This is a genomic window from Streptomyces sp. SD31, from assembly GCF_052068475.1.
Classification (GTDB): Bacteria; Actinomycetota; Actinomycetes; order Streptomycetales; family Streptomycetaceae; genus Streptomyces.
This window is the reverse complement of the sequence record NZ_JBQHCX010000002.1, coordinates 540,824-567,449: the sequence shown is the minus strand read 5'-3', so window position 1 is coordinate 567,449 and position 26,626 is coordinate 540,824. Positions and strand designations below refer to the sequence as shown.

Annotated in this window: 25 protein-coding genes; 17 read left to right on the top strand and 8 right to left on the bottom strand. The window is 70.8% G+C overall.

Going from position 1 to position 26,626, the window contains the following annotated elements:
* Positions 1-7: 7 nt before the first annotated feature.
* A complete protein-coding gene (locus tag ACTMVF_RS06505; protein ID WP_441269968.1) occupies positions 8-1,444 on the bottom strand; it encodes a diaminopimelate decarboxylase in 1,437 nt (478 codons plus the stop codon).
* A gap of 141 nt (positions 1,445-1,585) precedes the next feature.
* Between ACTMVF_RS06505 and hutU the strand changes: the two genes are divergently transcribed.
* From hutU to hutI, 4 genes are all read left to right on the top strand, one after another.
* The gene (gene hutU, locus ACTMVF_RS06500; RefSeq protein WP_441269967.1) at positions 1,586-3,250 is read left to right on the top strand and encodes a urocanate hydratase; all 1,665 of its coding nucleotides are present in this window, start codon (positions 1,586-1,588) and stop codon (positions 3,248-3,250) included.
* Positions 3,251-3,348: 98 nt separating this feature from the next.
* Positions 3,349-4,551, top strand: coding sequence for an allantoate amidohydrolase (locus ACTMVF_RS06495; RefSeq protein ID WP_441270146.1), 1,203 nt, complete (start codon positions 3,349-3,351; stop codon positions 4,549-4,551).
* Positions 4,548-5,897, top strand: coding sequence for a formimidoylglutamate deiminase (locus ACTMVF_RS06490; RefSeq protein ID WP_441269966.1), 1,350 nt, complete (start codon positions 4,548-4,550; stop codon positions 5,895-5,897). The genes ACTMVF_RS06495 and ACTMVF_RS06490 overlap by 4 nt, the downstream gene beginning before the upstream one ends.
* Positions 5,894-7,195, top strand: a complete 1,302-nt coding sequence (gene hutI / locus ACTMVF_RS06485; RefSeq protein WP_441269965.1) for an imidazolonepropionase — start codon at positions 5,894-5,896, stop codon at positions 7,193-7,195. The genes ACTMVF_RS06490 and hutI overlap by 4 nt, the downstream gene beginning before the upstream one ends.
* A 42-nt stretch (positions 7,196-7,237) precedes the next feature.
* On the opposite strand, the gene ACTMVF_RS06480 is transcribed toward hutI, so the two are convergent.
* A complete protein-coding gene (locus ACTMVF_RS06480) occupies positions 7,238-8,803 on the bottom strand; it encodes a ricin-type beta-trefoil lectin domain protein (protein WP_441269964.1) in 1,566 nt (521 codons plus the stop codon).
* A gap of 227 nt (positions 8,804-9,030) precedes the next feature.
* On the bottom strand, positions 9,031-10,020 hold the full coding sequence (locus ACTMVF_RS06475; protein ID WP_441269963.1) for an RNA polymerase sigma factor SigF: 990 nt from the start codon (positions 10,018-10,020) through the stop codon (positions 9,031-9,033).
* Between the two features lie 239 nt (positions 10,021-10,259).
* On the opposite strand from ACTMVF_RS06475, the gene ACTMVF_RS06470 reads away from it, so the two are divergent.
* From ACTMVF_RS06470 to ACTMVF_RS06445, 6 genes are all read left to right on the top strand, one after another.
* Positions 10,260-10,655: an STAS domain-containing protein gene (locus ACTMVF_RS06470; protein ID WP_441269962.1), complete on the top strand. Its 396-nt coding sequence runs from the start codon at positions 10,260-10,262 to the stop codon at positions 10,653-10,655.
* A gap of 243 nt (positions 10,656-10,898) precedes the next feature.
* On the top strand, positions 10,899-11,501 hold the full coding sequence (locus tag ACTMVF_RS06465; protein ID WP_441269961.1) for an ATP-binding protein: 603 nt from the start codon (positions 10,899-10,901) through the stop codon (positions 11,499-11,501).
* Between the two features lie 268 nt (positions 11,502-11,769).
* The gene (locus ACTMVF_RS06460) at positions 11,770-12,471 is read left to right on the top strand and encodes an LPXTG cell wall anchor domain-containing protein (protein WP_441269960.1); all 702 of its coding nucleotides are present in this window, start codon (positions 11,770-11,772) and stop codon (positions 12,469-12,471) included.
* A gap of 50 nt (positions 12,472-12,521) precedes the next feature.
* Positions 12,522-13,355: a hypothetical protein gene (locus tag ACTMVF_RS06455; RefSeq protein ID WP_441269959.1), complete on the top strand. Its 834-nt coding sequence runs from the start codon at positions 12,522-12,524 to the stop codon at positions 13,353-13,355.
* Between the two features lie 14 nt (positions 13,356-13,369).
* Positions 13,370-14,434: a hypothetical protein gene (locus ACTMVF_RS06450; RefSeq protein WP_441270145.1), complete on the top strand. Its 1,065-nt coding sequence runs from the start codon at positions 13,370-13,372 to the stop codon at positions 14,432-14,434.
* 62 nt (positions 14,435-14,496) lie between these two features.
* Positions 14,497-15,831, top strand: a complete 1,335-nt coding sequence (locus ACTMVF_RS06445; RefSeq protein WP_441270144.1) for a hypothetical protein — start codon at positions 14,497-14,499, stop codon at positions 15,829-15,831.
* 40 nt (positions 15,832-15,871) lie between these two features.
* Here the strand turns inward: ACTMVF_RS06445 and ACTMVF_RS06440 are convergent, their stop codons facing one another.
* Together ACTMVF_RS06440 and ACTMVF_RS06435 are read right to left on the bottom strand one after the other, a co-directional pair.
* Positions 15,872-16,057, bottom strand: coding sequence for a hypothetical protein (locus ACTMVF_RS06440; RefSeq protein ID WP_441269958.1), 186 nt, complete (start codon positions 16,055-16,057; stop codon positions 15,872-15,874).
* A gap of 169 nt (positions 16,058-16,226) precedes the next feature.
* Entirely contained in the window at positions 16,227-16,373 is a 147-nt protein-coding gene (locus tag ACTMVF_RS06435; RefSeq protein ID WP_302000166.1) for a hypothetical protein, read from the bottom strand.
* Between the two features lie 191 nt (positions 16,374-16,564).
* On the opposite strand from ACTMVF_RS06435, the gene ACTMVF_RS06430 reads away from it, so the two are divergent.
* Positions 16,565-17,401 (top strand): helix-turn-helix domain-containing protein, encoded by an 837-nt coding sequence (locus ACTMVF_RS06430; protein ID WP_441269957.1) that lies wholly within the window; start codon positions 16,565-16,567, stop codon positions 17,399-17,401.
* Positions 17,389-17,601, top strand: a complete 213-nt coding sequence (locus ACTMVF_RS06425; protein ID WP_441269956.1) for a DUF397 domain-containing protein — start codon at positions 17,389-17,391, stop codon at positions 17,599-17,601. The genes ACTMVF_RS06430 and ACTMVF_RS06425 overlap by 13 nt, the downstream gene beginning before the upstream one ends.
* 79 nt (positions 17,602-17,680) lie before the next feature.
* Here the strand turns inward: ACTMVF_RS06425 and ACTMVF_RS06420 are convergent, their stop codons facing one another.
* Positions 17,681-19,177: an oligopeptide:H+ symporter gene (locus tag ACTMVF_RS06420; protein WP_441269955.1), complete on the bottom strand. Its 1,497-nt coding sequence runs from the start codon at positions 19,175-19,177 to the stop codon at positions 17,681-17,683.
* Between the two features lie 484 nt (positions 19,178-19,661).
* Between ACTMVF_RS06420 and ACTMVF_RS06415 the strand changes: the two genes are divergently transcribed.
* Both ACTMVF_RS06415 and ACTMVF_RS06410 read left to right on the top strand, forming a co-directional pair.
* Positions 19,662-20,339 (top strand): response regulator transcription factor, encoded by a 678-nt coding sequence (locus tag ACTMVF_RS06415; RefSeq protein WP_441269954.1) that lies wholly within the window; start codon positions 19,662-19,664, stop codon positions 20,337-20,339.
* Positions 20,340-20,472: 133 nt separating this feature from the next.
* Entirely contained in the window at positions 20,473-21,747 is a 1,275-nt protein-coding gene (locus ACTMVF_RS06410) for an ATP-binding protein (RefSeq protein ID WP_441269953.1), read from the top strand.
* 161 nt (positions 21,748-21,908) lie between these two features.
* Here the strand turns inward: ACTMVF_RS06410 and ACTMVF_RS06405 are convergent, their stop codons facing one another.
* Positions 21,909-22,469 carry a GtrA family protein gene (locus tag ACTMVF_RS06405; protein ID WP_441269952.1) on the bottom strand — a complete coding sequence of 187 codons (561 nt, stop codon included), beginning with the start codon at positions 22,467-22,469 and terminating at the stop codon, positions 21,909-21,911.
* A 175-nt stretch (positions 22,470-22,644) separates the two neighbouring features.
* Here ACTMVF_RS06405 and ACTMVF_RS06400 point away from each other — a divergent pair, with 175 nt between their 5' ends.
* From ACTMVF_RS06400 to ACTMVF_RS06390, 3 genes are read left to right on the top strand one after another with little or no spacing between them, the layout of a single operon-like run.
* Positions 22,645-23,805, top strand: coding sequence for a 5-(carboxyamino)imidazole ribonucleotide synthase (locus ACTMVF_RS06400; RefSeq protein ID WP_441269951.1), 1,161 nt, complete (start codon positions 22,645-22,647; stop codon positions 23,803-23,805).
* Positions 23,802-24,329 carry a 5-(carboxyamino)imidazole ribonucleotide mutase gene (purE, locus tag ACTMVF_RS06395; protein WP_441269950.1) on the top strand — a complete coding sequence of 176 codons (528 nt, stop codon included), beginning with the start codon at positions 23,802-23,804 and terminating at the stop codon, positions 24,327-24,329. Before ACTMVF_RS06400 ends, purE begins: the two co-directional genes overlap by 4 nt.
* Before the next feature lie 5 nt (positions 24,330-24,334).
* Positions 24,335-25,525 carry a dipeptidase gene (locus ACTMVF_RS06390; RefSeq protein ID WP_441269949.1) on the top strand — a complete coding sequence of 397 codons (1,191 nt, stop codon included), beginning with the start codon at positions 24,335-24,337 and terminating at the stop codon, positions 25,523-25,525.
* On the opposite strand, the gene ACTMVF_RS06385 is transcribed toward ACTMVF_RS06390, so the two are convergent.
* Positions 25,474-26,604 (bottom strand): alkene reductase, encoded by a 1,131-nt coding sequence (locus tag ACTMVF_RS06385; RefSeq protein WP_441269948.1) that lies wholly within the window; start codon positions 26,602-26,604, stop codon positions 25,474-25,476. The two genes, ACTMVF_RS06390 and ACTMVF_RS06385, sit on opposite strands and share 52 nt — an antisense overlap.
* Positions 26,605-26,626: the final 22 nt, after the last annotated feature.

Genomic DNA, 26,626 nt, shown 5'->3' with positions numbered 1-26,626 from the left:
CCGTACGTCAACGGCGCTGCGGCGCGGGCAGGGTGGTGAGCGATGTCGCGTGCGCCCCTCCGGATTCGGCCACGATCTCGTCGAGCGACTGCGGCTCGCGCACGGTCGCGAAGGCCATGCCCCCGGCCTCGTCCGGCGCGAAGCCGTAAATGCCGGGCCGGGCGAGGGAGTTGTACGCGTAGTGGTGCGCGAAGTAGTACGCCCCCGTGTCCACCGCCGCCGCGTAGTCCCCTTGCGCCAGCAGCGGCAGCGCGCACCCCTCGGCCAGCAGGTCACCCGAGAAGCAGGCCGGCCCGGCCACGTCCTGCACCACGGCCGGACCCTCCTTCGGGCGCCCCTTGCCGTCGTACGCGGTGATCCTCAGCGGCCAGCTCCCCGGCGCGTACACCGTGCGCGTGGCGACCTGCACGCCCGCGTGCGTGACCGCCACCGGTCGCCCGCCCGCGCTCTTGGCGTACTCGACCCGGGCCACGACCGTCCCGTGCTTGGCCAGCAGCGACCGCCCGAACTCCGTGACCAGCCCGTACCGCCCGTCGAACAGCCCCGGCACCGCCTCGCGCAGCAGCCGCGCGTACTGCGCGTACGTCGGCGTCGTCGCGTCCGAGGCGAAGTTCACCGGCAGCCCGCCGCCGATGTCGAGCGTGTCGATCTGCCGCCGCCCGATCCGCCGGTTGATCTCCTCGGCGAGCGCGTACGCCTCCGCGACCCCCCGGGTCATCAGCGCCAGCGGGATGCCCTGCGAGCCGGTGTGCGCATGCAGCCGAGTCAGCCACGGGCGGTCCTGGTACGCCCGTACGACCCACTCCCGCGCCCCCTCGTCGCGCAGTGCCACCCCGAACTTCGACGTCGCCGTGGCCGTGGACGTCGCCTCGATGGAGCCCCCGCCGACCTGCGGATTCACCCGGAGCCCGAGCGGGGAGCGGCTGGCCGCGGACCGGACGAGGCCGTCGATGCGGTCCAGCTCCTGCGGGTTGTCCGCGTTGACGGCGATGCCCAGCGCCAGCGCCTCGCGCAGCTCGGCCGGCGTCTTGGCCGGCGAGTCCAGGACCGTCATCTCCGGCCGCAGCCCCGCCGCCCTCGCCAGTGCCAGCTCGCCCGGGCTCGCCACCTCCGCGCCGATGCCCTCCTCGCGCAGCAGCCGCAGCACCGGAACCAGGGGGGTCGCCTTCACCGCGAAGGCGTGCAGCACGTGCGTGCCCGGCGCCACCACCGCGTCGAACGCCGCCCGCAACGCCGCCGCCGACTCCCGGATGCCGGTGACGTCCAGCAGGCCGACGATGGGGGAGCCGGGCCCGAGCAGCCCCTGCTCCACGGCCGCCCGCACCGCGTCGTCCCGCCGGGCCACCCGGTCGGCGTCATACGCCGGTATCTCGACTCCGCCGCCCACTGCGTCGCCCGCTCCGATGTCCACAACATCCCCCGTCCTGTCGTTGTCCGAGCCCATGCATCCAGCCAAACATCCGTGACGCGCGAGCGCTGGCCCGCGAACGTATTGACTAGCTCTATTCAGGCGTCCAGGATGTGAATAACCACCTCAACAGTTCGCAGTCACACTTCGCAGTCACAGTCCGCTGGGAGGCAGACCATGTCAGGACCCCGCCCCGTCCGAGCGCCGCGCGGTACGGAACTGAGTGCCCTGGGATGGCAGCAGGAAGCCGCCCTGCGGATGCTGCAGAACAACCTCGACCCCGAGGTCGCCGAGCACCCCGACAAGCTCGTCGTCTACGGCGGCACCGGCAAGGCGGCCCGCGACTGGCGCTCCTTCGACGCGATGGTGCGCACGCTGAAGGGGCTGAAGCAGGACGAGACCATGCTGGTCCAGTCCGGCCGCCCCGTCGGCGTCATGCAGACCCACGAGTGGGCCCCGCGCGTCCTCATCGCCAACTCCAACCTCGTCGGCGACTGGGCCAACTGGGAGGAGTTCCGCCGCCTGGAGCAGCTGGGGCTGACCATGTACGGCCAGATGACGGCCGGCTCCTGGATCTACATCGGCACCCAGGGCATCCTTCAGGGCACCTACGAGACCTTCGCCGCCGTCGCCGCGAAGAAGTTCGACGGCACCCTCGCCGGGACGATCACCCTCACCGCCGGTCTCGGCGGCATGGGCGGCGCCCAGCCGCTCGCCGTCACCATGAACGACGGCGTCGCGATCTGCATCGACTGCGACCCGCGTGCCATCGAACGCCGCATCGAGCACCGGTACCTGGACGTGAAGGCCGACAGCCTGGACCACGCCCTTCAGCTGGCGGTGGAGGCGCGCGACGCCCGGCGCCCGCTGTCCATCGGCGTCCTCGGCAACGCGGCCGAGCTGGTGCCGCAGCTCCTCGCCATGGGCGCCCCCATCGACATCGTCACCGACCAGACCTCGGCGCACGACCCGCTGGCGTACCTGCCGTTGGGCGTCGACTTCGACGAGATGGCGTCCTACGCGGCCAAGGACCCGGCCGGTTTCACCACCCGTGCCCGTGAGTCCATGGCCAAGCACGTCGAGGCCATGGTCGGCTTCATGGACGCCGGTGCCGAGGTCTTCGACTACGGCAACTCGATCCGGGGCGAGGCCCAACTCGCCGGGTACGAGCGGGCGTTCGCCTTCCCCGGGTTCGTGCCGGCCTACATCCGGCCGCTCTTCTGCGAGGGCAAGGGGCCCTTCCGGTGGGCTGCCCTCTCGGGCGACCCGGCCGACATCGCCAAGACCGACAAGGCGATCCTCGACCTCTTCCCGGAGAACGAGTCCCTGGCCCGCTGGATCAAGATGGCGGGGGAGCGGGTGCACTTCCAGGGGCTGCCCGCGCGTATCTGCTGGCTCGGTTACGGGGAGCGGGACAAGGCGGGTGAGCGGTTCAACGACATGGTGGCGAGCGGTGAGCTGGCCGCGCCGCTGGCGATCGGGCGGGACCACCTGGACTGCGGTTCGGTGGCCTCTCCGTACCGCGAGACCGAGGCCATGCTCGACGGGTCCGACGCGATCGCGGACTGGCCGCTGCTGAATGCCATGGTGAACGTGGCTTCGGGCGCCTCCTGGGTGTCCATTCACCACGGCGGCGGCGTCGGGATGGGGCGGTCCATTCATGCCGGGCAGGTGACGGTGGCGGATGGTACGAAGCTCGGGGGCGAGAAGATTCGCCGGGTGCTGACGAACGACCCCGGGATGGGGGTCATCCGGCATGTGGACGCGGGCTACGACATCGCGGAGTCCGTCGCTGATGAGCGGGGCGTGCGCGTCCCGATGCGCGAGGGTGACCAGGCGTGACGCGGAACGACAGTGGGCGCAGCGGCAACCCTCCGGCGGGGACCGAGGTCTCATCGCCGTCTGCGGGTCCGACTGTGCCTGGCGGGTCCTTCCACGAGATGTGGCGCGAGCTGCTCCCCCTCGGCCGGCACCCCGGCTCCCACGGCTACCGGCGCTTCGCCTGGAACGGTGCCGACCTCGAATGCCGAGGCTGGTTCAAGGAGCAGGCCGAAGTGCGCGGGCTTGTCTATGAGGTCGACCGGAACGGGAATCAGTGGGCCTGGCTCGGGGATCCCGCTGCCGGGGACGCCGTCGTCACCGGGTCGCATCTCGACTCCGTGCCGGACGGGGGTGCCTTCGACGGGCCCCTCGGGATCGTGTCGTCCTTCGCCGCGCTCGATGAACTGCGGGGCAGGGGCGTGCACTTCGCCAAGCCCCTCGCCATCGTCAACTTCGGTGACGAAGAGGGCGCCCGGTTCGGGCTCGCCTGTGTCGGGTCCCGGCTCGCTGCCGGGCAGCTCACCGTCGACAGCGCCCACAAGCTGACCGACGGGGACGGGGTCAGCCTGCCCCGGGCCATGGAGGCCGCGGGGTACGACCCCGAGGCCATCGGCGCCGACCCGGAGCGGCTCGCCCGCATCGGTGCCTTCGTCGAGCTGCATGTCGAGCAGGGACGGGCCCTCGACCTGTCCGGCGACCGGGTGGGCATCGCCAGCGCCATCTGGCCGCACGGCCGGTGGCGGTTCGACTTCCGGGGCGAGGCCAATCACGCGGGGACCACCCGGCTCGTGGACCGCCGCGACCCCATGCTGACGTACGCCGAGACCGTGCTCGCCGCCCGCCGGGAGGCGCAACTCGCCGGTGCCGTCGCGACGTTCGGCAAGATCTCCGTCGAGCCGAACGGCGTCAACGCCATCCCCTCCCTGGTGCGCGGCTGGCTCGACTCCCGGGCCGAGGACCAGGCGAGCCTCGACACCGTCGTCGGCGGCATCGAGAAGGCGGCCCGGGAGCACGCGGCAGCCCACGGCATCGATTTCGACATCGTCCGTGAGTCCTTCACGCCCGTCGTCGAGTTCGACCACGCCCTGCGCGACGAACTGGCCCGCATCCTGGGCAAGGACTCCGACATCACCGTCCCGGTCCTGGGCACCGGTGCCGGACACGACGCCGGAATCCTCTCCGGGACCGTCCCGACCGCCATGCTGTTCGTACGCAACCCCACGGGCGTCTCGCACTCCCCGGCCGAGTTCGCCGCCGAGGACGACTGCGTGGCCGGAGTCATCGCCCTCGCCGACGTACTGGAAGGACTGGCCTGCACGTGACGCCCACCCAGCGGACCCGTACGTACTGGCTGGAACACGCCTGGCTCGACACCCACGTCGAGCCGGGCGTCGCCCTCGAGGTGAGCGACGGCCGCATCACCGCCGTCCGCACGGGCACAAAGACCCCGCCCCCCGGCGCCGCGATCCTCCGCGGGCTCACGCTCCCCGGGCTGGCCAACGCCCACTCGCACGCCTTCCACCGCGCCCTGCGCTCCACCGTCCAGGTCGGCTCCGGCACCTTCTGGACCTGGCGCGAGGTCATGTACTCGTTCGCCGACAGGCTCACCCCGGAGACCTACCACGCCCTCGCCCGGGCCGTTTACGCAGAGATGGCGCTGGCGGGGATCACCGCCGTCGGTGAGTTCCACTACGTCCACCACGCCCCGGGCGGCACCCCTTACGCCGACCCGAACGCGATGGGCGAGGCCCTCGTCGCGGCGGCCGCCGACGCCGGCATCCGGATCACCCTCCTCGACACCGCCTATCTCTCCGCCGGCTTCGGCCGGCCGCCCAACAGCCACCAGCTCCGCTTCTCCGACGGACACGCCGAGGCCTGGGCCGAACGCTGTTCAGTTCTCAAGGACCAGGATCACGCACGGATCGGGGCGGCGATCCACTCCGTACGGGCCGTGCCCGCCGACCAGTTGGCGACCGTGGCGCGATGGGCCGAGGAGCGGCGGGCTCCGCTCCATGTGCACCTGTCCGAGCAGACCGCCGAGAACGAGGCGTGCCTGGAGGTGCACGGCTGCACCCCCACCCAGCTCCTCGCCCTGCACGGCGTCCTCGGCCCGCGCACCACCGGCGTCCACAACACCCACCTCACCGCCGAGGACATCTCCCTGATCGGCGGCAGCGGCACCGGCACCTGCATGTGCCCGACCACCGAACGGGACCTCGCGGACGGCATCGGGCCGGCCGTCGCCCTGCAGAACGAAGGCTCCCCGCTCTCCCTCGGCTCCGACAGCCACGCCGTCATCGACCTGCTCGAAGAGGCGCGCGCGATGGAGCTGAACGAGCGCCTGCGCACCCGCACGCGAGGTCACTGGACGGCGGCGGCCCTGCTGCGGGCGGCCTCGGCCGACGGCCACGCGGCCCTCGGCTGGGACGGGGCGGGCACCCTGGAGCCCGGCGCGCTCGCCGACTTCACCACCATCGCGCTCGACTCGGTCAGGACGGCAGGGCCGCTTCCGCGGCTCGGGGCCGAGACGGCCGTATTCGCTGCGTCGGCAGCAGACGTGTCGCATACGGTCGTGGGCGGTCGGCACGTCGTACGGGACGGGGTCCACTCACTCGTACCGGATGTGCCGAAAGCCCTCGCGGACGCCGTCGCAGCGCTGCGCGGATGACCCCGGGCCGCCCACCCGCGCGGTCCGCCCCCGTCCCCGCCCCCGAACCCGACCCCACCGCCGACCAGGCCAGCAAGGACGCCATGAGCAACGCGACGACCGTCAGCCCCGCCAACTCCGCGAGCACCGCCAGCACGCTCATCACCAACATCGCCGCCCTGGTCACCAACGACCCCTCCCTCGGTGACAGTTCCCCCCTCGGACTGATCCAGGACGCGGCCGTCGTCATCGAAGGCGACCGCATCGCGTGGACCGGTGATCAAAGCAAAGCACCCGCCACTGACAATCGGGTCGACGCGGGCGGCCGGGCGGTCATCCCCGGCTTCGTCGACTCCCACTCCCACCTCGTGTTCGCGGGCGACCGGACGCAGGAGTTCAACGCCCGCATGTCCGGCCGCAGCTACACCGCCGGCGGCATCCGTACGACCGTCGCCGCCACCCGCGCCGCGAGCGACGAGGAACTCGAGGCCAACCTCACCCGTTACCTCCGCGAGGCGCTGCGCCAAGGCACCACCACCTTCGAGACCAAGTCCGGCTACGGCCTGACGGTCGAGGACGAGGCCCGAGCGCTGCGCATCGCGTCGGCGCACACGGATGAGGTCACGTACCTGGGCGCCCACATCGTCTCTCCCGACTACGCCGACGACCCGGCCGCCTACGTCGCCCTCGTCACCGGCGAGATGCTCGACGCCTGCGCCCCGTACGCTCGTTGGATCGACGTCTTCTGCGAGAAGGGCGCCTTCGACGGCGACCAGGCCCGCGCGATCCTCACCGCGGGCAAGGCCAAGGGCCTGCACCCGCGCGTCCACGCCAACCAGCTCACCTACGGCCCTGGCGTCCGGCTGGCTGTCGAGCTGGACGCCGCCAGCGCCGACCACTGCACCCACCTGACCGACGCCGACGTGGACGCCCTCGCGAGCGGCAACACCGTCGCCACCCTCCTCCCCGGCGCCGAGTTCTCCACCCGCGCCCAGTGGCCGAACGCCCGCCGCCTCCTCGACGCGGGTGTCACCGTCGCCCTGTCGACGGACTGCAACCCGGGCTCGTCCTTCACGTCGTCCGTCCCGTTCTGCATCGCCCTCGCGGTACGGGACATGGGCATGACCCCGGACGAGGCGGTCTGGTCGGCCACGGCGGGCGGTGCGGCGGCCCTCCGCCGCGACGACATCGGCCACCTCACCCCGGGCGCCCGCGCGGACCTGCTCCTCCTCGACGCGCCCAGCCATGTGCACCTCGCTTACCGGCCGGGCGTGCCGCTGGTCAGCGGGGTGTGGCGGAGGGGTGCGCGGGAGGTGTGAGGGGCGGGGTGTCAGCCGTGGGCGGACGAGCCGGTGAAGCCGTCAGGCCGGCTGCGCCCCCGCCCGCCACCGCTGATCCCCCCGCCCGGCCTCCCTCACCAGGGACAGCGAGCCGTCCTCGTTCGGAGTCACCGCGTGGTCCGGGGCGATGCCGGGGCGGAGCACCCCGCGGGAGTCCACCGCGAACCTCAGGTTCTGCCCGTTGGGCCCGTACACCGCGTCGCACTCCCAGATGCCGATGCCTCGTTCCACGGAGCCGCGGCTGTCCAGGCAGTAGCCGGGGTAGGCGTACGACTGCAGCACGCCGCGCTCGGAGTCGACCCGCCACCGCTGGTCGCGCGAGGACGTGCAGGTGGCCGTGACGACGTCCGTGCCGTTCGCCGGGGCGCCTTCGACGTCCAAGCAGAGGCCCGTGGCGATGTTCACGACCTGGGCAAAGGTGCCGTTCGGCGGGGTGTGAGCGGGGGAGGGAGTCGGCTTCGGGCGGGGAGCCTTCGTGGGTGTCGAACTCGTCGTCGGGGCCGGCGACTTGGAACTTCGCGACGGAGAGGGCGACGCCGATGGTGAGGGCGAAGCGGCCGACGGCGTGGCCGACACCGTGGCCGTCACCGTGACCGCCACCGTCGGCCCGCTCACCGGAGTGCTGACCGAGCCCACCGGACCCTGCGCCGCCGACGAACCGCCCTGCGCCACCAGGAACACCACCAATGGCACCAACGCCGCCCCGATCGCCGCCGACACCAGCACGAGCCGGCGTCGCTGCGCTGGCCAAGTCCCGTCCGTCGCGCCGGAGACGGCCTCCCGCTCCCCGGCACCACCAGCCACGTACGCCGTCCCGCTCCACGGCAGCAGCCCCTCCGCCAGCGCCGTGCGCGGGGTGTCCCGGAGCGCCGACAGCTCCTCGTAGGCCGTCGTGCAGTGCGGGCAGCGTGTCATGTGGGCGTGCAGGTCGGCGCTGTCGCGGGGGCTGTCCGGCCGTACGGACTCCTCGATGAGGCGGCCGAAGTCGGGGCAGTCGGGGTCGTCGGAGGCGGCGAGGCGGGTACGCAGGCAGGCCCGGGCCAGCTGCTGGAGCGCCGGATCGGTGCCGTACGTGACGTCCTCGCGGGTGAGGCCGAGGAGAGCGGCCGTTCGTTCCACCGGCTCCCGCTCCACGACTCCGTACCAGATCAGGCCCTGCGCGCGCGGCGGCAGGGACTGGAACGCCGTGAGCATGGGCGGGACCGGGCCGGAGGGGCCCGCCGTGTTCAGGACGAGGAGCAGGCTCGCGTCGAGGCCCGCGGCCCGCTCGTCCATGGCCCAGGTCCCGGCCGACCGGGCGGTCAGGAGCAGGAGTCGGTGCCGCCAGGGCAGGCCGGGGTCGACGCCGCGTGCCGTCTGGCGGGCCGCGAGGGTGAACGCCTGGGCCGCCAACTGCCGTGCCATGGACTCGTTCGGGGTGCACAGACGGGCGTAGGCGAGGACGGGTGTGTGGTGGCGGGCGCGGAGTTCCTGGAGCGCCGGGTACGCGGTGGCCGTGTCGGCGCGCAGCAGTTCGGTGAGCCGCGCGTCGGACGCGCCCGTGTAGACCCCGGGGCCGGAGTCCCTGCCGTCGTCGGCGCGAGCCATCCGCCTGCCTCCTTGCAGCCGTGCGACCCGCCCGGAGACCTGGCTACCGGCGGGTATGACCGCTCATAGTGGAGGAAGGGAAGCTCTGGGGAAAGAGTTTCTGTGGGTAACCCATGGGCCGCGTGGGCGCGGCCCGAACGCACTGTGCCCGGTGTCCGGCCGACAGAATTCGGCGGGGCACCGGGCACAGCGCAGGTCAGCGCGGAGAAGACACCGATCCTGCGGGATCACTCCTCGACCGTCAGCCCCTTCCGGAGCCGGATCAAGGTACGCGACAGCAGTCGCGACACATGCATCTGCGAGATGCCGAGCTCGTCGCCGATCTCCGACTGGGTCATGCCCGCGACGAACCGCAAGGACAGGATCTTCCGGTCTCTCTGCGGCAGTTCGGCGATGAGCGGCTTCAACGACTCGACGTACTCGATGCCTTCGATGCCGTGGTCCTCGTAGCCGATCCGGTCGGCGAGCGCGCCCTCGGCGTCGTCCTCCTCGGGCTGGGCGTCCAGCGAGGAGGCGGTGTACGCGTTCGAGGCCGCCATGCCCTCGATGACCTCGTCGTTGGTCAGACCGAGGCGCTCCGCCAGTTCCGCCACCGTCGGGGCGCGGTCCAGCTTCTGGGCCAACTCGTCGCCCGCCTTGGCGAGGTCGAGCCGCAGCTCCTGCAGCCTCCTCGGCACCCGCACCGACCACGACGTGTCGCGGAAGAAGCGCTTGATCTCACCGACGATGGTCGGCATGGCGAAGGTGGGGAACTCCACGCCACGGCTGAGCTCGAAGCGGTCGATCGCCTTGATCAGGCCGATGGTGCCGACCTGGATGATGTCCTCCATCGGCTCGCTGCGCGAGCGGAAGCGGGAGGCGGCGAACTTGACCAGGGCGAGGTTGAGTTCGACGAGCGTGTTGCGGACGTACGAGTATTCGTGGGTCCCTTCCTCCAGCGACTCCAGCCGCTCGAAGAGGGTCTTGGAAAGGGCCCGCGCGTCCACCGGCCCCACCTCGTCGTAAGGGGGGATGTCCGGAAGCCCGGCGAGTACGTCGTCCTGAGCGGACTCCTGAGCGGACTCATGGCCGAACTGCTGGCCGAACTCCTGAGCGAAGTCCTGTCCGTGACGTACGGCGCTGCTGCGCTCGATGGGATCCAGATGTTCCGGTCGGGGTGCCGACGTCGCCTTCTGGGTATGCGATGCGTCGAGCCGGGGTGACATGATGTCCTCCATCGTTCTCGGCATATGGCTGCCGAAGCCTGTGCGTGCACTGCGGTGTGCGGCGCCTCCAAAGCCGGCCGAGTCGGTTACGTGTCTCTACTAGCCCTACCCGCTTTCGGGAGCCCACCGCAAGTGCACTCTGTTCCGAAATGTCCGTTTCTGGGTGGATGTTCGGGTGTTGGAGGACGTAGGGAAGGCGTAGTGTTCGAGAGCGTCAGTCAGCAGCCACGACGTCGGGAGTGAGAGACGGCATGGACCGCGGGACCGTCGGCAGCGCACAGTCTGGCCGGCTTCTGGTCGAGGTGCGGGAAGAGGGCTCCAGTGCCGTCGTGACCCCGGCGGGTGAGTTGGACCACCACACCGCCGATTTGTTGCGTGAGCCACTCGAGGACTGCCTCGGCAAGGGTTTCAGTCGACTGGTCGTCGACTGCTCGCGGCTTGAGTTCTGTGACTCCACAGGGCTGAACGTGCTGCTCGGGGCGCGATTGAAGGCGGAGGCCGCCGGTGGCGGGGTGCATCTCGCGGGCATGCTGCCCGTCGTTTCGCGCGTGTTCGAGATCACAGGGGCCGAAGCGGTCTTCACGGTCCACGACTCGCTCGCCGACGCCCTGGCCGCCGAGTCCGACGAGTCCGACGGATCGGGTTGACCCTCGCGTCCGGCACTGCATCGGACGTCACATCATTCGTGCCGAAATCGGGGGTGTTCCCTCGGCGCGGTCGGGCAGGAGACATCCTGAACCTGTCGGCTGTGACGTCGGCCACCGAGGGTGGGGGACTGTGACCGATGTATCAAGCAAGGACGTGCACTGGCGTACTGACTCTGCGTACAGACTTGTGAATCGTGTGAATGTTGAACTGTTGAGCTGGTGAATCGGTGAGGTGAAGCGCTGATGAGCACCACCCGGCCTTTCTCGCCGGGCGACCGCGGCCCAGAGCCCAGCGGCGCTTCCGGGGCGTCCGAGAGGGGCGTACCGACCACGGGCAGCGCCGAGGAGGGCGCCCCGGCGGCCGGAGCGTCCGACGGGGGCTCCATGCCGTCCTCGAGGCCCGAGGGGCCCGAGTCGTCCGCCGAGGCATCGGTGGCGCGTCAGGTCCGTCGGTTGGGCTTCGAGGGGCAGAGCGGGGTCGTCCCGCTCGCCCGCGACTTCGCCCGCCAGGCGCTGTACGCGTGGGGCTGGCTGCCCGCCGCCACCGCCGACCAGCGGGCCGCCGCCGAGGATGTGCTGCTCGTCGTCTCCGAACTGGTCACCAACGCCTGTCTGCATGCCGAGGGGCCGGACGAGCTGTGGATCGCCTGCGACAACAAGGTGATCCGCATCGAGGTCTCCGACAAGGGCACGGGCCAGCCGGCCCCCCGCACCCCACACCGCGCGGGCCGCCCCGGCGGCCACGGCATGTTCATCGTGCAGCGGCTGTGCCTGGACTGGGGCGTCGTACGGACGCCGGGGGTCGCGGGCAAGACGGTGTGGGCGGAGCTGGGAGCGCCGGCGTAGGGGAAGCGCGGAGATTCGTTTCCGCGCGGCCGTTCTTGAGCACGGGGAGCCGACGCCCCGTCGGCCGGCCCCCGTCATCGGACTCGAACGAACGCCTCCTTTGCGCGGCCACGCCGACCCTGGGTTACCAAGGGTCACCCTCTCCATCCGAACCCCCTCGCGCGCACGCCGGATCCCCACAACTCCGGTGTGCGCCGTGTCTTCCTTCCTCTGGGCCCCGGGCGTACCTTGACGGCCGATCTGATATGCCGTCAGGAATGAGGGGACCGTGTCGAAGCAGAAGCGAACCGCCGCGCTCGCGACCGCCGCGGCCCTGGCCGGCTCGGCGGTGTTGATGGCCGCCCCCGCGGCCCGGGCCGAGGTTGTCGACGTCAACTACGCCTGCAAGACGCCGATCGGCGACAAGAGCGCCGTCTCGCCCATCGACATCAAGGGCGTCAAGAGCGGCAGCGCCTACAAGATCACCATGTCGTGGCAGAAGGGCGTCTCCTCCAGCCCGGTCGAACTCGGCAAGGGCGCGATGAGCCCGAGCGCCACCATCAAGCTGGGCGGCGCCGACGGCGGCACCCTGGCGGTGACCGGCCCGGCCAACCAGGAGGCGATTCCCGCCAACACACCCATCAAGATCAACGACTTGACGGGCACCTACACCCCGAAGAAGACCGGCAAGGTCACCTTCACGGCGGGCGTGCTCACCATCAAGGCCCTGGGCACGACCACCACGTGCACCCCCACCAACAACCCCGGCCCGTCGCTGACCCTAGACGTGACGGCGGCGGCCGGCGCGGGCGGCGGCAGTGGCCAGGGCGGCTCCGGCTCCGGCGCCGAGCTCCCGCAGACCGGCCCCGAGGACTCGGCGATCGCCCTGGGCACCCTCGGCGGAACGGTCCTGCTCGCGGGCGCGGCGGGGGCGCTGTGGCTGACGCGGCGTGGGCAGAGGGGGCAGATGGGGCAGGCGGTACGCCGCTGACCGTGTCGTGCCGGTTCGTACCGTTTCGTACGACGCTGCTGGAGCCGCCGATGTCGTCAGCCGTCCGTGTCCTGTGCCTGTCCCTGCTGTCCCTCCCGGCTCTGCTGGTCGCCGCCCCCACGGCGACCGCCGCCGAGGGCTGGTCCGTCGCGCCCTCCGGCGGCGGGCGGCCGTACCTCTACGCCGAGGGTGAGCCGGCGGCGGTCCTTCAGGACGCGGTCTCCGTGACGAACCGGGGCGGCGAACCGGTCACCGTACGGCTGCACGGCACCGGCGCCCCGGTCATCTTCGCGGAGCCCGAGGTGCGGATCCCTGCCCGCACCCGAGCGGACGTGCCCTTCTCGGTGACCGTCCCGGAGGGTGACCGCACCGCCGAGATCGTGGCGCGGGACACGGACGGCCGTACCCAGCGCCTGCGGCTCCATGTGCGCGCCTCGGTCCCGCCGGTCGCGGCACTGACCGTCGAGCAGGTCTCCGTCCGCGCCGACGGCATCACGTACGAGCTGGTCAACCGCGGTACGACGACCCTGACACCGCGGCTGTCCGTCCACGCGGACGGGGTCTTCGGCGCCGTCCTGGACCGTACGCCGCGCACCCTCTCCGTCGACCTGCCGCCCGGCAGCCGTACGAACCTCACCGAGCCGTGGCCCGACCGGCCCGCCCTCGACGCGGTCGACGTGCGGCTGACGGTGACGGCGGCGGGCGGGGCGGGTGACACGGCTCAGGTGTCGGTGCGGTTCGTGCCGTGGGGCACGCTCACGGGGGCAGCGGCCGTGATCGGCGCCCTGTTCGTCGTACGGCATCGCAGGCGTCGTGCGCCCACCGTTGACGAGTCGGCCGAACGACCTCACAAACAAGCCGAGTTGACGGGAGCGGGGACGTGAACGGCAGGGCGCGGATGTCGATGGTGCTGGCTGTGCTGCCCCTGCTGGCGCTGCTGTTGGCGCCCGCCCCGGCCATGGCCGCCGACCCACCCGCCGTCAAGCTCTCCAAGTCCCAGGCGGGGACGGGCGGTTCGATCACCGTGACCGGCAGTGGCTGGCGTTCGCGCGCGCTGCTGATGATCCTGATCTGCGGCCAGTCCGTGCCCTCGACCGGCGTGACCGGCGGCACCAACTCCTGCGCCAACGCGGACGGCAGGGCCGTGACGACGGACGCCGACGGGCGCTTCAGCAGGAAGCTGCCGGTGGCCGAGCCGCCCGTGCCGTGCCCGTGCGTGGTGCACGTGGCGACGGTGACCGGGGCGAAGGCCGAGGCCGACGCCATCTTCCAGGTGGCCGGGCACGCCGTCGAGCCGCTGCCCACGGAGCCGGCGGGCGGGCGCCTGTCGGTCCTCACGGACACCCGGCTGGAGGGATCGAGCGGCCTGCTGACGTGGTTCGGCGCACCGCCGGCGCGGACGCTCGTCTTCACCGTCGGCAATGTGGGCACCTCCGCCGTGAAGAACCCGGTGTTCCAAGTCGGCACCTCCCACGGCGTGTTCGCCCCGCAGTGGCAGGAACAGCAGTGGCGCGGCACGATCCAGCCGGGCAGGAAGGCGCGGATCGAGCTGCCGGTGGAGCTCGCCGCCGGGGCGCACGGCGGCTACACCGTCTCCCTGAAGTACGGCGGCAAGGTGATGGCCGAACAGCCCTGGGGCGTGGGCCGGCCCTGGGGCGTGACGCTGTTCTGGATCCTGGCCGGTCTGGTCGTCCCGGCGGCGTTGTTCCGCGTCGGGATGGCGGTGGTGGACCGGGTACGGCCGCGGCAGACCGCACGCCGCCGCGGGCTCCGGCTGCCTGAAGTGGCCCTGCGCATCCCGGGGTTGAAGCCCCGCGAACAGGCGAGGCACGCCTCTCCCTCCCCCTCGACCCTGCCGTGGTTCACCCCGGACAACGACCCGGGCACGGCCGGTCTGCTCTCCGCACCGCACGACGACAGCCCGACGACCCCTGCCACCCCCACCAGGAAGGGACCCCCGTGAGCAAGTCAAGGAGAGTCACACCGGTACGCCCCCGGAGAGCGACCGCGGCGGGCGCCGCCCTGATGCTCGGCGGCGCGGGCGTGCTGCTCGGCGTGGCCGCCGCACCCGCACAGGCGGCCGAGGTGGCGTACGCGACCGAGTGCATCCCGCCCGCCATCTCCGGGCTGCCGCCGGTCCAGGGCACGACGAAGGTGGAGATCACCGCGCCCGCGGAGGCGAAGGTCGGCGACGAGGTGGAGATCGTCTGGAAGTTCGTCCAGGCGGCGTCGAAGAACCCGAACATCCTCGACCTCGGGCAGGACACGGTCCAGCCGACGGGGACGCTGAAGGCGGCCGGCGCGCAGACGGCGGACATCGCCATGCAAGGGCCGCGGCAGAACCCGCCCATCCCCAAGAACAGCGATATGAAGCTGTCCGACATGAAGGGCAAGCTGAAGCTGACGGCGCCGGGGGAGGTGACCCTGACGCCGGACGCGTACAACATCAACGTCAACAAGCCGATTTCCACGGACACCAAGTGCACGCCGAAGGAGACGGTGAAGTCGGCGGCGACGATCAAGGTGACGGACGGGAGCGGGGGTTCGGGCGGTACGACGGGAGGACTGCCGACGGTCGTCCCGACGCTGCCCACGGGTGTGCCGACCGACGTGCCGACAGGTCTGCCGACGGGGACGTCGAGCCCGACGAGTCCGTCGAATCCGACGCCGAGTGAGAGCGAGACGGGCGGGGACTCCGGCGGTTCGAGCACTGGCGGCGGCGACGGCGGTCAGACCGACTTCACGGGCAAGGAGGTCCAGGTCCCGTACCAGTGCAAGACGCCCATCGGCGACAAGGAGGCGACCTCGCCGGTCCAGATCAATGCCAAGAAGAGCGGTGGCAGCTTCGATCTGACGGTCCAGTTCAAGAAGTCGGTGATGGACAGCCCCGCCGACATCCCCAAGGACTCGGTCAAGCCGTCCATGGAGGTCGTCCTGGGCGGCGCGGACAAGGGCACGGTCCATGTCGAGGGCCCGACCAACTCCGAGGACATCAAGTCCGGTGAGCCGATCGAGATACCGGACCTGACGGGCACGTACAAGCCCGGCGCGAGCGGCGAGTCGACGCTCTCCCCGGGGGTCCTGACCATCGAGGCCCTCGGTACGACGACGACCTGTACGCCGGCCAAGACCGAGGTGTCCCTGACCCTGGACACGACGGAGCAGGCGAGCGGGGCCTCCGGTGGTTCGGCGGGAGGTGCGGCGGGAGGTTCTGCCGGAGGCTCGTCGACCGACGGCGGCCTGGCGGCGACGGGCGCGGAGGACCACGGCTCGCTGAAGGCCCTGGGGCTGGTGGCGGGGACGGCACTGCTCCTCGGGGGAGCGGTGTTCACTTTCATGCCCGGGCGTCGCCTGCGCTAGCGCTCTTCGGGTGAGGCGCGAGGCCGACGACGCCTCCTCCTCACCTGCCGTGATCCAGCCGTAGATGCGTCCGCAGCATGACGTTCGCGTCGGCCACCGCGCTGTGGTCGAACACGGTCCGGGCCGCCGCCCGTCGGGCCGCGAGTTTCCGGCAGGACTCGCAGCCCTCCACGGGGACGGGCGAGCGGCTCACGTCGAACGAGGGGTACGGCGGCGGCTCCGTCACGGCGCGCACCCCCGTCCGACGCTCCAGTGCTCACGCAACTCCCGTTCGCAGGCACCGGCTTCGGCGGTCCGGCCCGCCGCTCTCGCCGCCTCCCGCTGGGCCAGTAAGGCCCCGCACACATCACACGCGGGGGGCGGCGGGGGCGCCGCCACCCATGCCGTGCGCGCGGTCACGCGGACCACCGTGCGAGCGCCGACTCCAGCGTGCGCAGCACGGCGGGCGTCGGCCGCGCCCAGCCGCCGGGCGGCGTCCAGGCGACGGTCGAGCGGTTGGGGCGCGTGCGGCGGGGGAGTCGGGGGAGAGTCGTGGACTGCATGGCTCACTCCTTGAGGTTCGCGTTCCGGGGAACGCCTGTGCTGCACGCAATCGCTGGATTACGCTGCGTGTTCAGGTGCCGGATACGAGCATGCCGTGTCGGGGAGGCGAAAAGGCTGCTGAGACGCGCTAGTTCCACGCTCGGCACTCCAAATTCCACAAATTCCACAGCCTGGCGGAGGGGGAGACAGGGTGCCGCAGCGACGGACGGTGACGAGCCGGAGCCATGAGCCGCGCTTGAGGTATGCGGAGGAGGTGCGGCGGTTACGGGAGGGGATAGGACTCACACTGCGGCAGCTCGCGGCGGAACTGGGCTGGGACTGGTCGACGCTGGGGAAGCTGGAGCGGGGTCAGTCGCTGGGGAGCCCTGAGGTGGCGCAGGCACTGGACGAGTTCTACGGGACGCCGGGGCTGCTGCTGGCGTTGTGGGAGCTGGCGGTCGGGGATCCGACCCAGTTCAAGGAGCAGTACCGCAGATACATGCTGCTGGAGGCCGAGGCGGAAAGCCTGTGGCACTTCGGCGTCACCCGAGTGCCGGGCATGCTCCAGACCAGGGGATACGCGACGGAGGTCCTCGCGGCGGGCGATATCGAGGGGGACGCCCTCGTCCAGCAGGTGGAAGCGCGACTCGGTCGTGCAGAGTTGCTGATGGGGGACGGCGGCCCTCGCTTCCGCACCATCCTGTACGAGGCGGTGTTGCGCATGGCGTTGCGTGACCCGGCTGCGTGGCGCGAGCAGCTGGAGCACCTTGTGGAGGCCGCCGAGCTTCCGAGACTCACGATCCAGGTGCTGCCGTTCAGCGCCGGACCGTGCGTCCTGGACAGCACGGACGTGATGTTCCTGCGGATGGCCGACGGGCGTACCGTGGCTTACACGGAGACCGCTTATCGGGGCGAACTGATCGAAGAAGCAAGCCAAGTTGGGCGGTTGCAGCTCGCATACGATTCGATGCGTGACCTGGCGCTGTCACCGGCCGAGTCGCTGAAGTTCATCGGGCAGATGCTGGAGGAAGCACCGTGCGATCCATAGACCTGACTGGCGTGACGTGGCGCAGGAGCAGCTACAGCAACTCCGACGGCGGCCAGTGCCTCGAAGTCGCCGACAACCTCCCCGCCCCCGTCGTCCCCGTCCGCGACTCCAAGAACCCCCACGGCCCCGCCCTGATCCTCCCGGCGACGGCCTGGGCCTCGTTCGTCACGGCCGTACGGCGCGACGAACTGCCGCACTGACCTGACCCGCAAAAGGCCGGAGGCCGTCGCACTCACGTGAGTGCGACGGCCTCCGGCCGCTCAGCCCAGCCGCAGGCGGCTAGTGGACGTCGCCCATGAGCGCCTTGACGTTCTTCCGGTACATCCACACCGCGACACCGGCGATCACGGCGAGCGTGGCTTCCAGTGCCACGACGTTCGTCTTGTTCAGGTCGACCCCGGCGATGGAGAGCAGCCCGGTCGTGGCGTCACCGGCGGTGACGGCCAGGAACCAGACGCCCATCATCTGGGAGGCGTACTTGGCGGGCGCCATCTTCGTCGTCACCGACAGGCCGACCGGGGAGACCAGAAGCTCACCGACGGTCTGGACGAAGTAGATCGCCACCAGCCACATCGCGGCCGCCTTGTGACCGCCCTCGGCGATCGACAGCGGGGCGAGGAACAGGAAGAAGGACGCGCCGACCAGGACCAGACCGGAAGCGAACTTCACGACCGTGCTCGGCTCCTTGCCCCGCTTGTTCAGCGCGAGCCAGAACCAGGCGAAGACCGGGGCCAGGGCCATGATCAGGACCGGGTTGACCGACTGGTACCAGGAGACCGGGAACCCCCAGCCGAAGACGCTGTTCTCGGCCGACGAATCGGCGAAGATCGACAGGGTCGAGCCGCCCTGGTCGTAGATCATCCAGAACACGGCCGCGGCCACGAAGAACCAGATGTACGCGGACATCGACTTCTGCTCGGTGCGGTCCAGGTCCTTGTCGCGCTTGATGCGGACCAGAACCATCGTCGGGATGATCACGCCGAGCAGGGTCAGCGGGACCAGGATCCAGTTCAGCGTGTAGTGGCCGGAGAAGCCGACGATGGCGTAGAAGACGACCGCGATACCGGCCCAGATCGCCGCCTTGCGCAGCGTCGAGGCCTTCTCCTCGGCGGACAGCGGCGTCGGGACGACGCTGGAGCGCTCAGCCAGGTGGCGGGAGCCGATCAGGAACTGGGCGAGGCCCAGCGCCATGCCGAGCGCGGCGAGGGCGAAGCCCAGGTGCCAGTCGACGCTCTCCCCGATGGTGCCGATGACCAGCGGCGCGGCGAAGGCACCGAGGTTGATGCCCATGTAGAAGACGGTGAAGCCACCGTCGCGGCGCGGGTCGCCCGGTCCGTCGTAGAGGTGGCCGACCATCGTCGAGATGTTGGCCTTCAGCAGACCCGAACCGATGGCGACCAGGCCGAGACCGGCGTAGAAGGTGCCGGAGGAGGGCAGGGCCAGCGTGAGGTGGCCGAGCATGATGACGCCGCCGGCGACGGCGACGGTCTTGCGCGGACCCCACACGCGGTCGCCGAACCAGCCGCCGGGCATGGCGAGCAGGTACACCAGCGACACGTACACGGAGTAGATCGCGGTGGCCGTCGCCGCGTTGAGGTGCAGGCCGCCCGGAGCGACGAGGTACAGCGGGAGCAGTGCCCTCATGCCGTAGTAGGAGAACCTCTCCCACATCTCGGTCATGAAGAGAGTGGCCAGTCCGCGGGGGTGGCCGAAGAAGGTCTTCTCGGAGCCGGGGGTGCCCGGGCGGGCCGAGTCCTTCGTCAGGCTGGACGCCATGGTCGATCCTTGCTGGTCGGGACGCGCACCGACGTTGACTGTCACGCGCCCGGTGGGGGGCGGCCGGCACCGGCGGGGCACAGTCGCCCACCCCCACGCCCACGGGGAGTTCCGCTCCGGGTCACGGAGCGAAGGGCGGCGGCCACCGGGATCCACGCCCCCGTCCTTGGGGGCCCGGCCACAGGTCATTCCAGGCAGACACAAAAGAGACCCCCAGCGTCAAGTGCCGCCGAAGGTCCCCGCAGTGCTACGGGCGTTGATTCACCATACGTCAGGACACCGCCGGATATGGAAGGACTTGAGACAGGTATCACAGGTGTCGAGGGAACCGTAGGCACGCTTTCCAAGGTCCTTACAGGATCGCACCCCTCAGGTGCTGGTCTGTACCACAGCGGTCGAAGGTAAGAGACGCGCCAGAGATGGGTAAGAATCAAGGCACCCGATCACACCCCAGCTCTTGTCGTGGGCGGACTACCATCAGCTCATGACCCGTGTACTGCTCGCCGAGGACGACGCGTCCATTTCGGAGCCGCTGGCCCGCGCACTGCGCCGGGAAGGGTACGAGGTCGAGGTGCGGGAGGACGGTCCCACCGCGCTCGACGCTGGAATGCAGGGCGGGATCGACCTGGTCGTGCTGGACCTCGGTCTTCCCGGCATGGACGGCCTGGAGGTGGCCCGCCGACTGCGTGCCGAGGGCCACACCGTGCCGGTCCTCATCCTGACCGCCCGCGCCGACGAGGTGGACACCGTCGTCGGCCTCGACGCGGGCGCCGACGACTACGTCACCAAGCCGTTCCGGCTCGCCGAGCTGCTCGCGCGGGTCCGGGCCCTGCTGAGGCGCGGGTCGGCCGAGCCGCAGCAGCCGCCCGCCACGCACGGCGTGCGGATCGACGTCGAGTCGCACCGGGCGTGGATGGGCGACGAGGAACTCCAGCTCACTGCCAAGGAGTTCGACCTGCTGCGGGTGCTGGTGCGCGACGCGGGCCGGGTGGTGACCCGGGACCAGCTGATGCGGGAGGTCTGGGACACGACCTGGTGGTCGTCGACCAAGACGCTCGACATGCACATCTCGTGGCTGCGGAAGAAGCTCGGCGACGATGCGGCGAACCCTCGGTACATCGCCACGGTGCGGGGTGTGGGGTTCCGGTTCGAGAAGAGTTGACGTGGTCGCGCCGTCGCGGGCTTGTGTGAGCGCGCGACGGCGGGTCGTGTGTGGCTGGTCGCGCAGTTCCCCGCGCCCCTTTCAGGGGCGCAGTACGTACCGGTCGTTTTAGAGTCACTGTCCGGAGGGACCTGTGCGTCGCCGTCTTATCCAGTCGACCCTCGCGGTTGTACTCGTCGTCATCGCCGTCTTCGGCGTGTCCCTGGTCATCGTCGAGACCCGGACGATCACCAGTACCGCCCAGGAGCGGGTGGACACCGAGGCGGTGCGGCTGGTCAGCATCGTGGACAGCCGGCTGCTCGGGGACGAGACCGTGGACGCCTCGGTGCTGCGGGATCAGATCCAGGGGGACCGTTACGCCGAGATCCGGATCCCGGGGAAGCCGCTGATCGAGGTGGGCTCCAAGCCGACCGGTGACGTCATCAGCGCCAAGGAGACCGGCGAGGAGGGCGAGACGGTCACCGTGCAGGAGCCGCGGTCGTCGGTGACGCGGGAGGTCGGCCGTACGTTGCTGATCATCGCGGCGGTGGCGCTGCTGGCGGTGATCGCGGCGGTCCTGCTGGCGATCCGCCAGGCGAACCGCCTCGCCTCCCCGCTCACCGACCTGGCCGAGACGGCGGAACGCCTCGGCTCGGGCGACCCCCGCCCCCGTCACAAGCGGTACGGCGTCCATGAGCTGGACCGAGTGGCCGACGTGCTGGACTCCTCCGCCGAGCGCATCGCCCGCATGCTGACGGCGGAACGCCGCCTGGCCGCGGACGCCTCGCACCAGCTCCGCACGCCGCTCACGGCACTGTCCATGCGCCTGGAGGAGATCACCCTCACCGAGGATCTCGACACGGTGAAGGAGGAGGCGACGATCGCCCTGACGCAGGTCGAGCGCCTCACGGACGTGGTCGAACGCCTCCTGACCAACTCCCGCGACCCGCGCAACGGCTCCGCCGTCACCTTCGACCTCGACGAGGTCATCCAGCAGCAGCTGGCGGAGTGGCGCCCGGCGTACCGCAGCGCCGGGCGGGCGATCGTCAGCTCGGGCAAACGCCACCTCACGGCGGTCGGCACCCCCGGGGCGGTCGCTCAGGTCCTGGCGGCCCTGATCGAGAACTCCCTCATGCACGGCGGCGGCACGGTGGCGCTGCGCACCCGCGTCACCGGCAACCAGGCGGTCATCGAGGTCACCGACGAGGGCCCGGGCATCCCGGCGGACCTGGGCGCCCGCATCTTCGAGCGCGCGATCAGCGGCCGCAACTCCACAGGCATCGGCCTCGCGGTAGCCCGCGACCTGGCCGAAGCCGACGGCGGCCGCCTGGAAATGCTCCAGACGAAGCCCCCGGTACTCGCCCTGTTCCTCTCCCGCACGCCTCCACCGAAGAAGCAGCCGGGGGACGCGGGGCCGACGGTCCGGTAGCAGGGGGCATTCCAGCCCGTCTGGGGGTGCCCCCTCTGGGGGAGTTCGAGGACGAGGCCCGTTCAGGGCCGAAAGCGGGGTCTGGGGCGGCAGCCTCAGCGGGGTGGAAGGGGCGGAGCCCCTTCAGGATGGGACGGGTAGGGGCGGCGAGGGCGAAAAAATCAGCCCACTCGCTGCCGCACTCGCGGCTTCGCGGCCCCCGGCCGAGGCTCCAGGAACGATTCCGCGCCGACCACCGCCTGCTCCTGCTCCGCAGGAAGCGCCCGGAACACCCACGTCCGATACGACCAGAACCTGAACAGCGTCGCGATACCGATACCGAGGAACTTGAAGATGTTGCTCTGCAGCGGACTGTCCCAGCCGAACCCGTACGTCGCCGCGTACAGCACACCGTTCTCGATCACCAGACCGACCACGCTGAACAGCAGGAACAGCCCCAGTTCCTTCGTACGCCGACTCTTGTCACGATCCCGGTACGTGAAGTAGCGGAACCCGACGTAGTTGAAGACGATCGCGACGACGGTCGCGATGACACTGGCCCGCACCACCTGGAGGTCGGTCACATGCCGCACCAGGTTGAACACGAGGAGATTGACCAGCAGCCCCGCCCCACCCACCGCGCCGAACTTGGCGACCTCACGCATCAGCCGGTCAAAGCGTTGCCGCACCGCACTGCGAGGTACGGGAGGCGCCGCATGAAGCCCCGAGGAACCACGTCCCATGGTCGTGAAGGCTCCTGTCGGTCGGTTTGTCGGTCGGTTTCGTCAACCCAGCCATGCTAACCACCCCCCTCCTCGATTGCCTGTGGGCGAACTCATAGGTCGGGACACAGGTCGGGAAGAGGCCAGGAAAAGTCCGGTAAGAGGGTCGCCCTCACGCGGCCGATACCCTAGGGGCGTGACGTTCCCGGTAGTCGGCATGGTCGGCGGGGGCCAGCTCGCTCGTATGACACACGAGGCAGGCATCCCGCTGGGCATCAGGTTCAAGCTCCTCAGTGACACCCCTCAGGATTCCGCGGCGCAGGTCGTGAGCGATGTCGTCATCGGCGACTATCGCGATCTCGACACGCTGCGCGACTTCGCGAGGGGCTGCGATGTGATCACTTTCGATCACGAACACGTACCCACCGAGCACCTCAGGGCTCTGGAGGCGGACGGCATCCCCGTCCGCCCGGGCCCCGACGCACTCGTGCACGCCCAGGACAAGGGCGTGATGCGCGCGAAGCTCGACGCGATCGGCGTGCCGTGCCCACGGCACAGACTCGTGACCGACCCACAGGATGTGGCGGCCTTCGCGGCCGAAGGCCTCTCCGAGGGCGCCGAGGGTGACGGCTTCCCCGTCGTCCTCAAGACCGTCCGCGGCGGCTACGACGGCAAGGGTGTCTGGGTCGTCGACTCCGTCGAGGAGGCCGCCGAGCCGTTCCGCGCCGGCGTCCCGGTCCTCGCCGAGGAGAAGGTCGACTTCGTACGGGAGCTCGCGGCGAACGTCGTACGCTCCCCGCACGGCCAGGCCGTCGCGTACCCGGTGGTCGAGTCCCGGCAGGTCAACGGCGTCTGCGACACCGTCATAGCGCCCGCCCCCGAGCTCGACCGGACCCTCGCCCTGAAGGCCGAGGAGATGGCCCTCACCATCGCCAAGGAACTCGGCGTCGTCGGCCACCTCGCCGTCGAGCTGTTCCAGACCCGCGACGGCCGCATCCTCGTCAACGAACTGGCGATGCGCCCGCACAACTCGGGCCACTGGACCCAGGACGGCGCGATCACCAGCCAGTTCGCCAACCACGTCCGCGCGGTCCTCGACCTCCCCCTGGGCGACCCGCGCCCGCGCGCCAAGTGGACCGTCATGGTCAACGTCCTGGGCGGCGACTACCCGGACATGTACTCCGCGTACCTGCACTGCATGGCCCGCGACCCCCAGCTCAAGATCCACATGTACGGCAAGGACGTGAAGCCCGGCCGCAAGGTCGGTCACGTCAACACCTACGGCGACGACCTCGACGACGTGCTGGAGCGCGCCCGTCACGCTGCCGGCTACCTGAGAGGCACGATCACCGAATGAGCCCCGTTGTAGGCATCGTCATGGGGTCGGACTCCGACTGGCCCGTCATGGAGGCGGCGGCCAAGGCCCTCGACGAGTTCGAGATCGAGTACGAGGTCGACGTCGTCTCCGCGCACCGGATGCCGCGCGAGATGGTCACCTACGGTGAGCAGGCGGCCGAGCGCGGCCTGAAGGTGATCATCGCCGGTGCCGGCGGGGCCGCTCATCTGCCCGGCATGCTCGCCTCGGTCACGCCCCTGCCGGTCATCGGCGTCCCGGTGCCGCTGAAGTACCTCGACGGCATGGACTCCCTGCTCTCGATCGTGCAGATGCCGGCCGGCGTGCCCGTGGCCACCGTCTCGGTCGCCGGCGCCCGCAACGCCGGTCTGCTCGCCGCCCGTATCCTCGCCACCCACGACGAGGACCTGCTGCAGAGGATGCGGGAGTTCCAGCAGGACCTGAACGACCAGGCCACCGAGAAGGGCAAGCGCCTGCGCGCCAAGGTAGAGGGTGCGAGCGGCTTCGGCTTCGGCTCGGGGAAGTGACGGCGATGACCTCCGCCTCGTCGGAGGCGGCCCGGGAACTCCTGCGCGAGTTCCCGGTCGTCGACGGCCACAACGACCTCCCGTGGGCCCTGCGCGCACAGGTCCGTTACGACCTAGACGCCCGCGACATCGCCGTCCACCAAGGCGCTCACCTGCACACCGACATCCCCCGCCTGCGTGCGGGCGGCGTGGGCGCGCAGTTCTGGTCGGTGTACGTCCGCTCGGACTACGCCGGCGACAAGGCGGTCAGCGCCACCCTCGAACAGATCGACTGCGTACGGCAGTTGCTGGCGCGCTACCCGGACGACCTGCGTCCCGCGCTGACGGCGGCGGGCATGGAGGCCGTCCGCGCGGAGGGCCGTATCGCCTCCCTCATGGGCGCCGAAGGCGGCCACTCCATCGCCAACTCCCTCGCCACGCTGCGGGCGTTGTACGCGCTCGGCGTCCGCTACATGACCCTCACCCACAACGACAACATCGCGTGGGCCGACTCGGCGACGGACGAGCCCGGGGTGGGCGGTCTGTCGGCCTTCGGCCGCGAGGTCGTCCGGGAGATGAACCGCGAGGGCATGCTCGTGGACCTCTCGCACGTGGCGGCGACGACGATGCGCGACGCGCTGGACGCCACGTCGGCCCCCGTGATCTTCTCCCACTCCTCCTCCCGCGCGGTGTGCGACCACCCGCGCAACATCCCCGACGACGTCCTGGAACGCCTTCCCGGCAACGGCGGCGTCGCCATGGTGACGTTCGTGCCGAAGTTCGTGCTCCAGGCGGCGGTCGACTGGACGGCCGCGGCTGACGAGAACATGCGTGCCCACGGTTTCCACCACCTCGACACGACCGCCGAGGCGATGAAGGTGCACCGCGCCTTCGAGGAGAGCAACCCGCGTCCGGTCGCCACGGTGTCCACGGTCGCGGACCATCTGGACCACATGCGTGAGGTGGCCGGGGTGGACCACATCGGCATCGGCGGCGACTACGACGGCACCGCCTTCACTCCTGACGGCCTGGGCGACGTCTCCGGCTACCCCAACCTCATCGCCGAACTGATGGACCGTGGCTGGTCGAAGGCTGACCTGGCCAAGCTGACCTGGCAGAACGCGGTACGGGTGCTGGGCGCGGCGGAGGACGTGGCGCGCGACCTTCAGGCGACTCGGGGGCCGTCCAACGCGACCATCGAGGCGCTGGACGGCTGATCGTCGAGGGCGGGGTAGTCGGTGTAACCGGTCGCCCCGCCCGTGTACATCAGGTACCGGTCCCGGACAGGGTTGAGCGGTGCGCCGAGGCGCAGGCGGGTGACCAGGTCCGGGTTGGCGAGGAACGGCCTGCCGAGGGCGACCAGATCGGCCCCGGCGGCCAGCATGCCGGCCGTGGCCCGGGTGACGCCCTCGGTGGTGAGGTCGGGCAGTACCGGGTTGCCGATCAGGACGCCCGGCCAGTCCGCGCGGATCCTCCGGTACACCGCCGTGTCCGGGTCGGCGTGCACGAGGTGCAGATACGCCAGGTCCAGAGCCCGCAGCCGGGCCACCAGCGCCGGGTAGAGGACGTCGGTGTCGACCTCCTCGATGCCGTTGACGGTGTTTCCCGGGGAGATCCGCACGCCCACCCGGTCGGCGCCGATCGCATCGGCCACAGCCTCGGTCACCTCCGCCGTGAAGCGCCCCCGCCGCTCCGCCGGCCCGCCGTATCCGTCCGTCCTGCGGTTGGTGTTCCCGGCGAGGAACTGGTGCAGCAGATGCCCGTTGGCCGAGTGCACCTCGACTCCCTCGAAGCCCGCGTCGACGGCCCGGCGGGCGGCCGCGGCGAAGTCGGCGACGGTGGCCCGGATGTCGTCGACCGTCATCTCCCGGGGGACGACGGCCGGCAGGTGCCCGCGCGGCGTGAAGATCTTCTCCGGCAGCGGCACGGGGGAGGGCGCGACGGGCGTCAGGCCGGTGGTCTCCGGATGGCTGACCCGCCCGCCGTGCTGGAGCTGCAGGAACATCCGCCCGCCGCCCTCCCGCACGGCCTCGGTCACCCGCCGCCACCCGGCCAGGTGCCGGTCGGTGTGGATCGCGGTGATGTTCGGGTACGTCTGCCCGACCGCGTTCGGTGTCGAGGCCTCGCCGATGATCAGACCGGCCGTGGCGCGCTGGGTGTAGTGGGTGACCATGAGGTCGGTCGGGGTGCCGTCCGCCGCCGCGCGGTTGCGGGTGAGCGGTGCCATCACCAGGTGGTGGGGAAGTGAGAGCCGGCCGAGCCGGGCCGGTGCCAGGAAATCCGTCGTCTGCGTCATGCCCGTACGCTAAAACCTGACA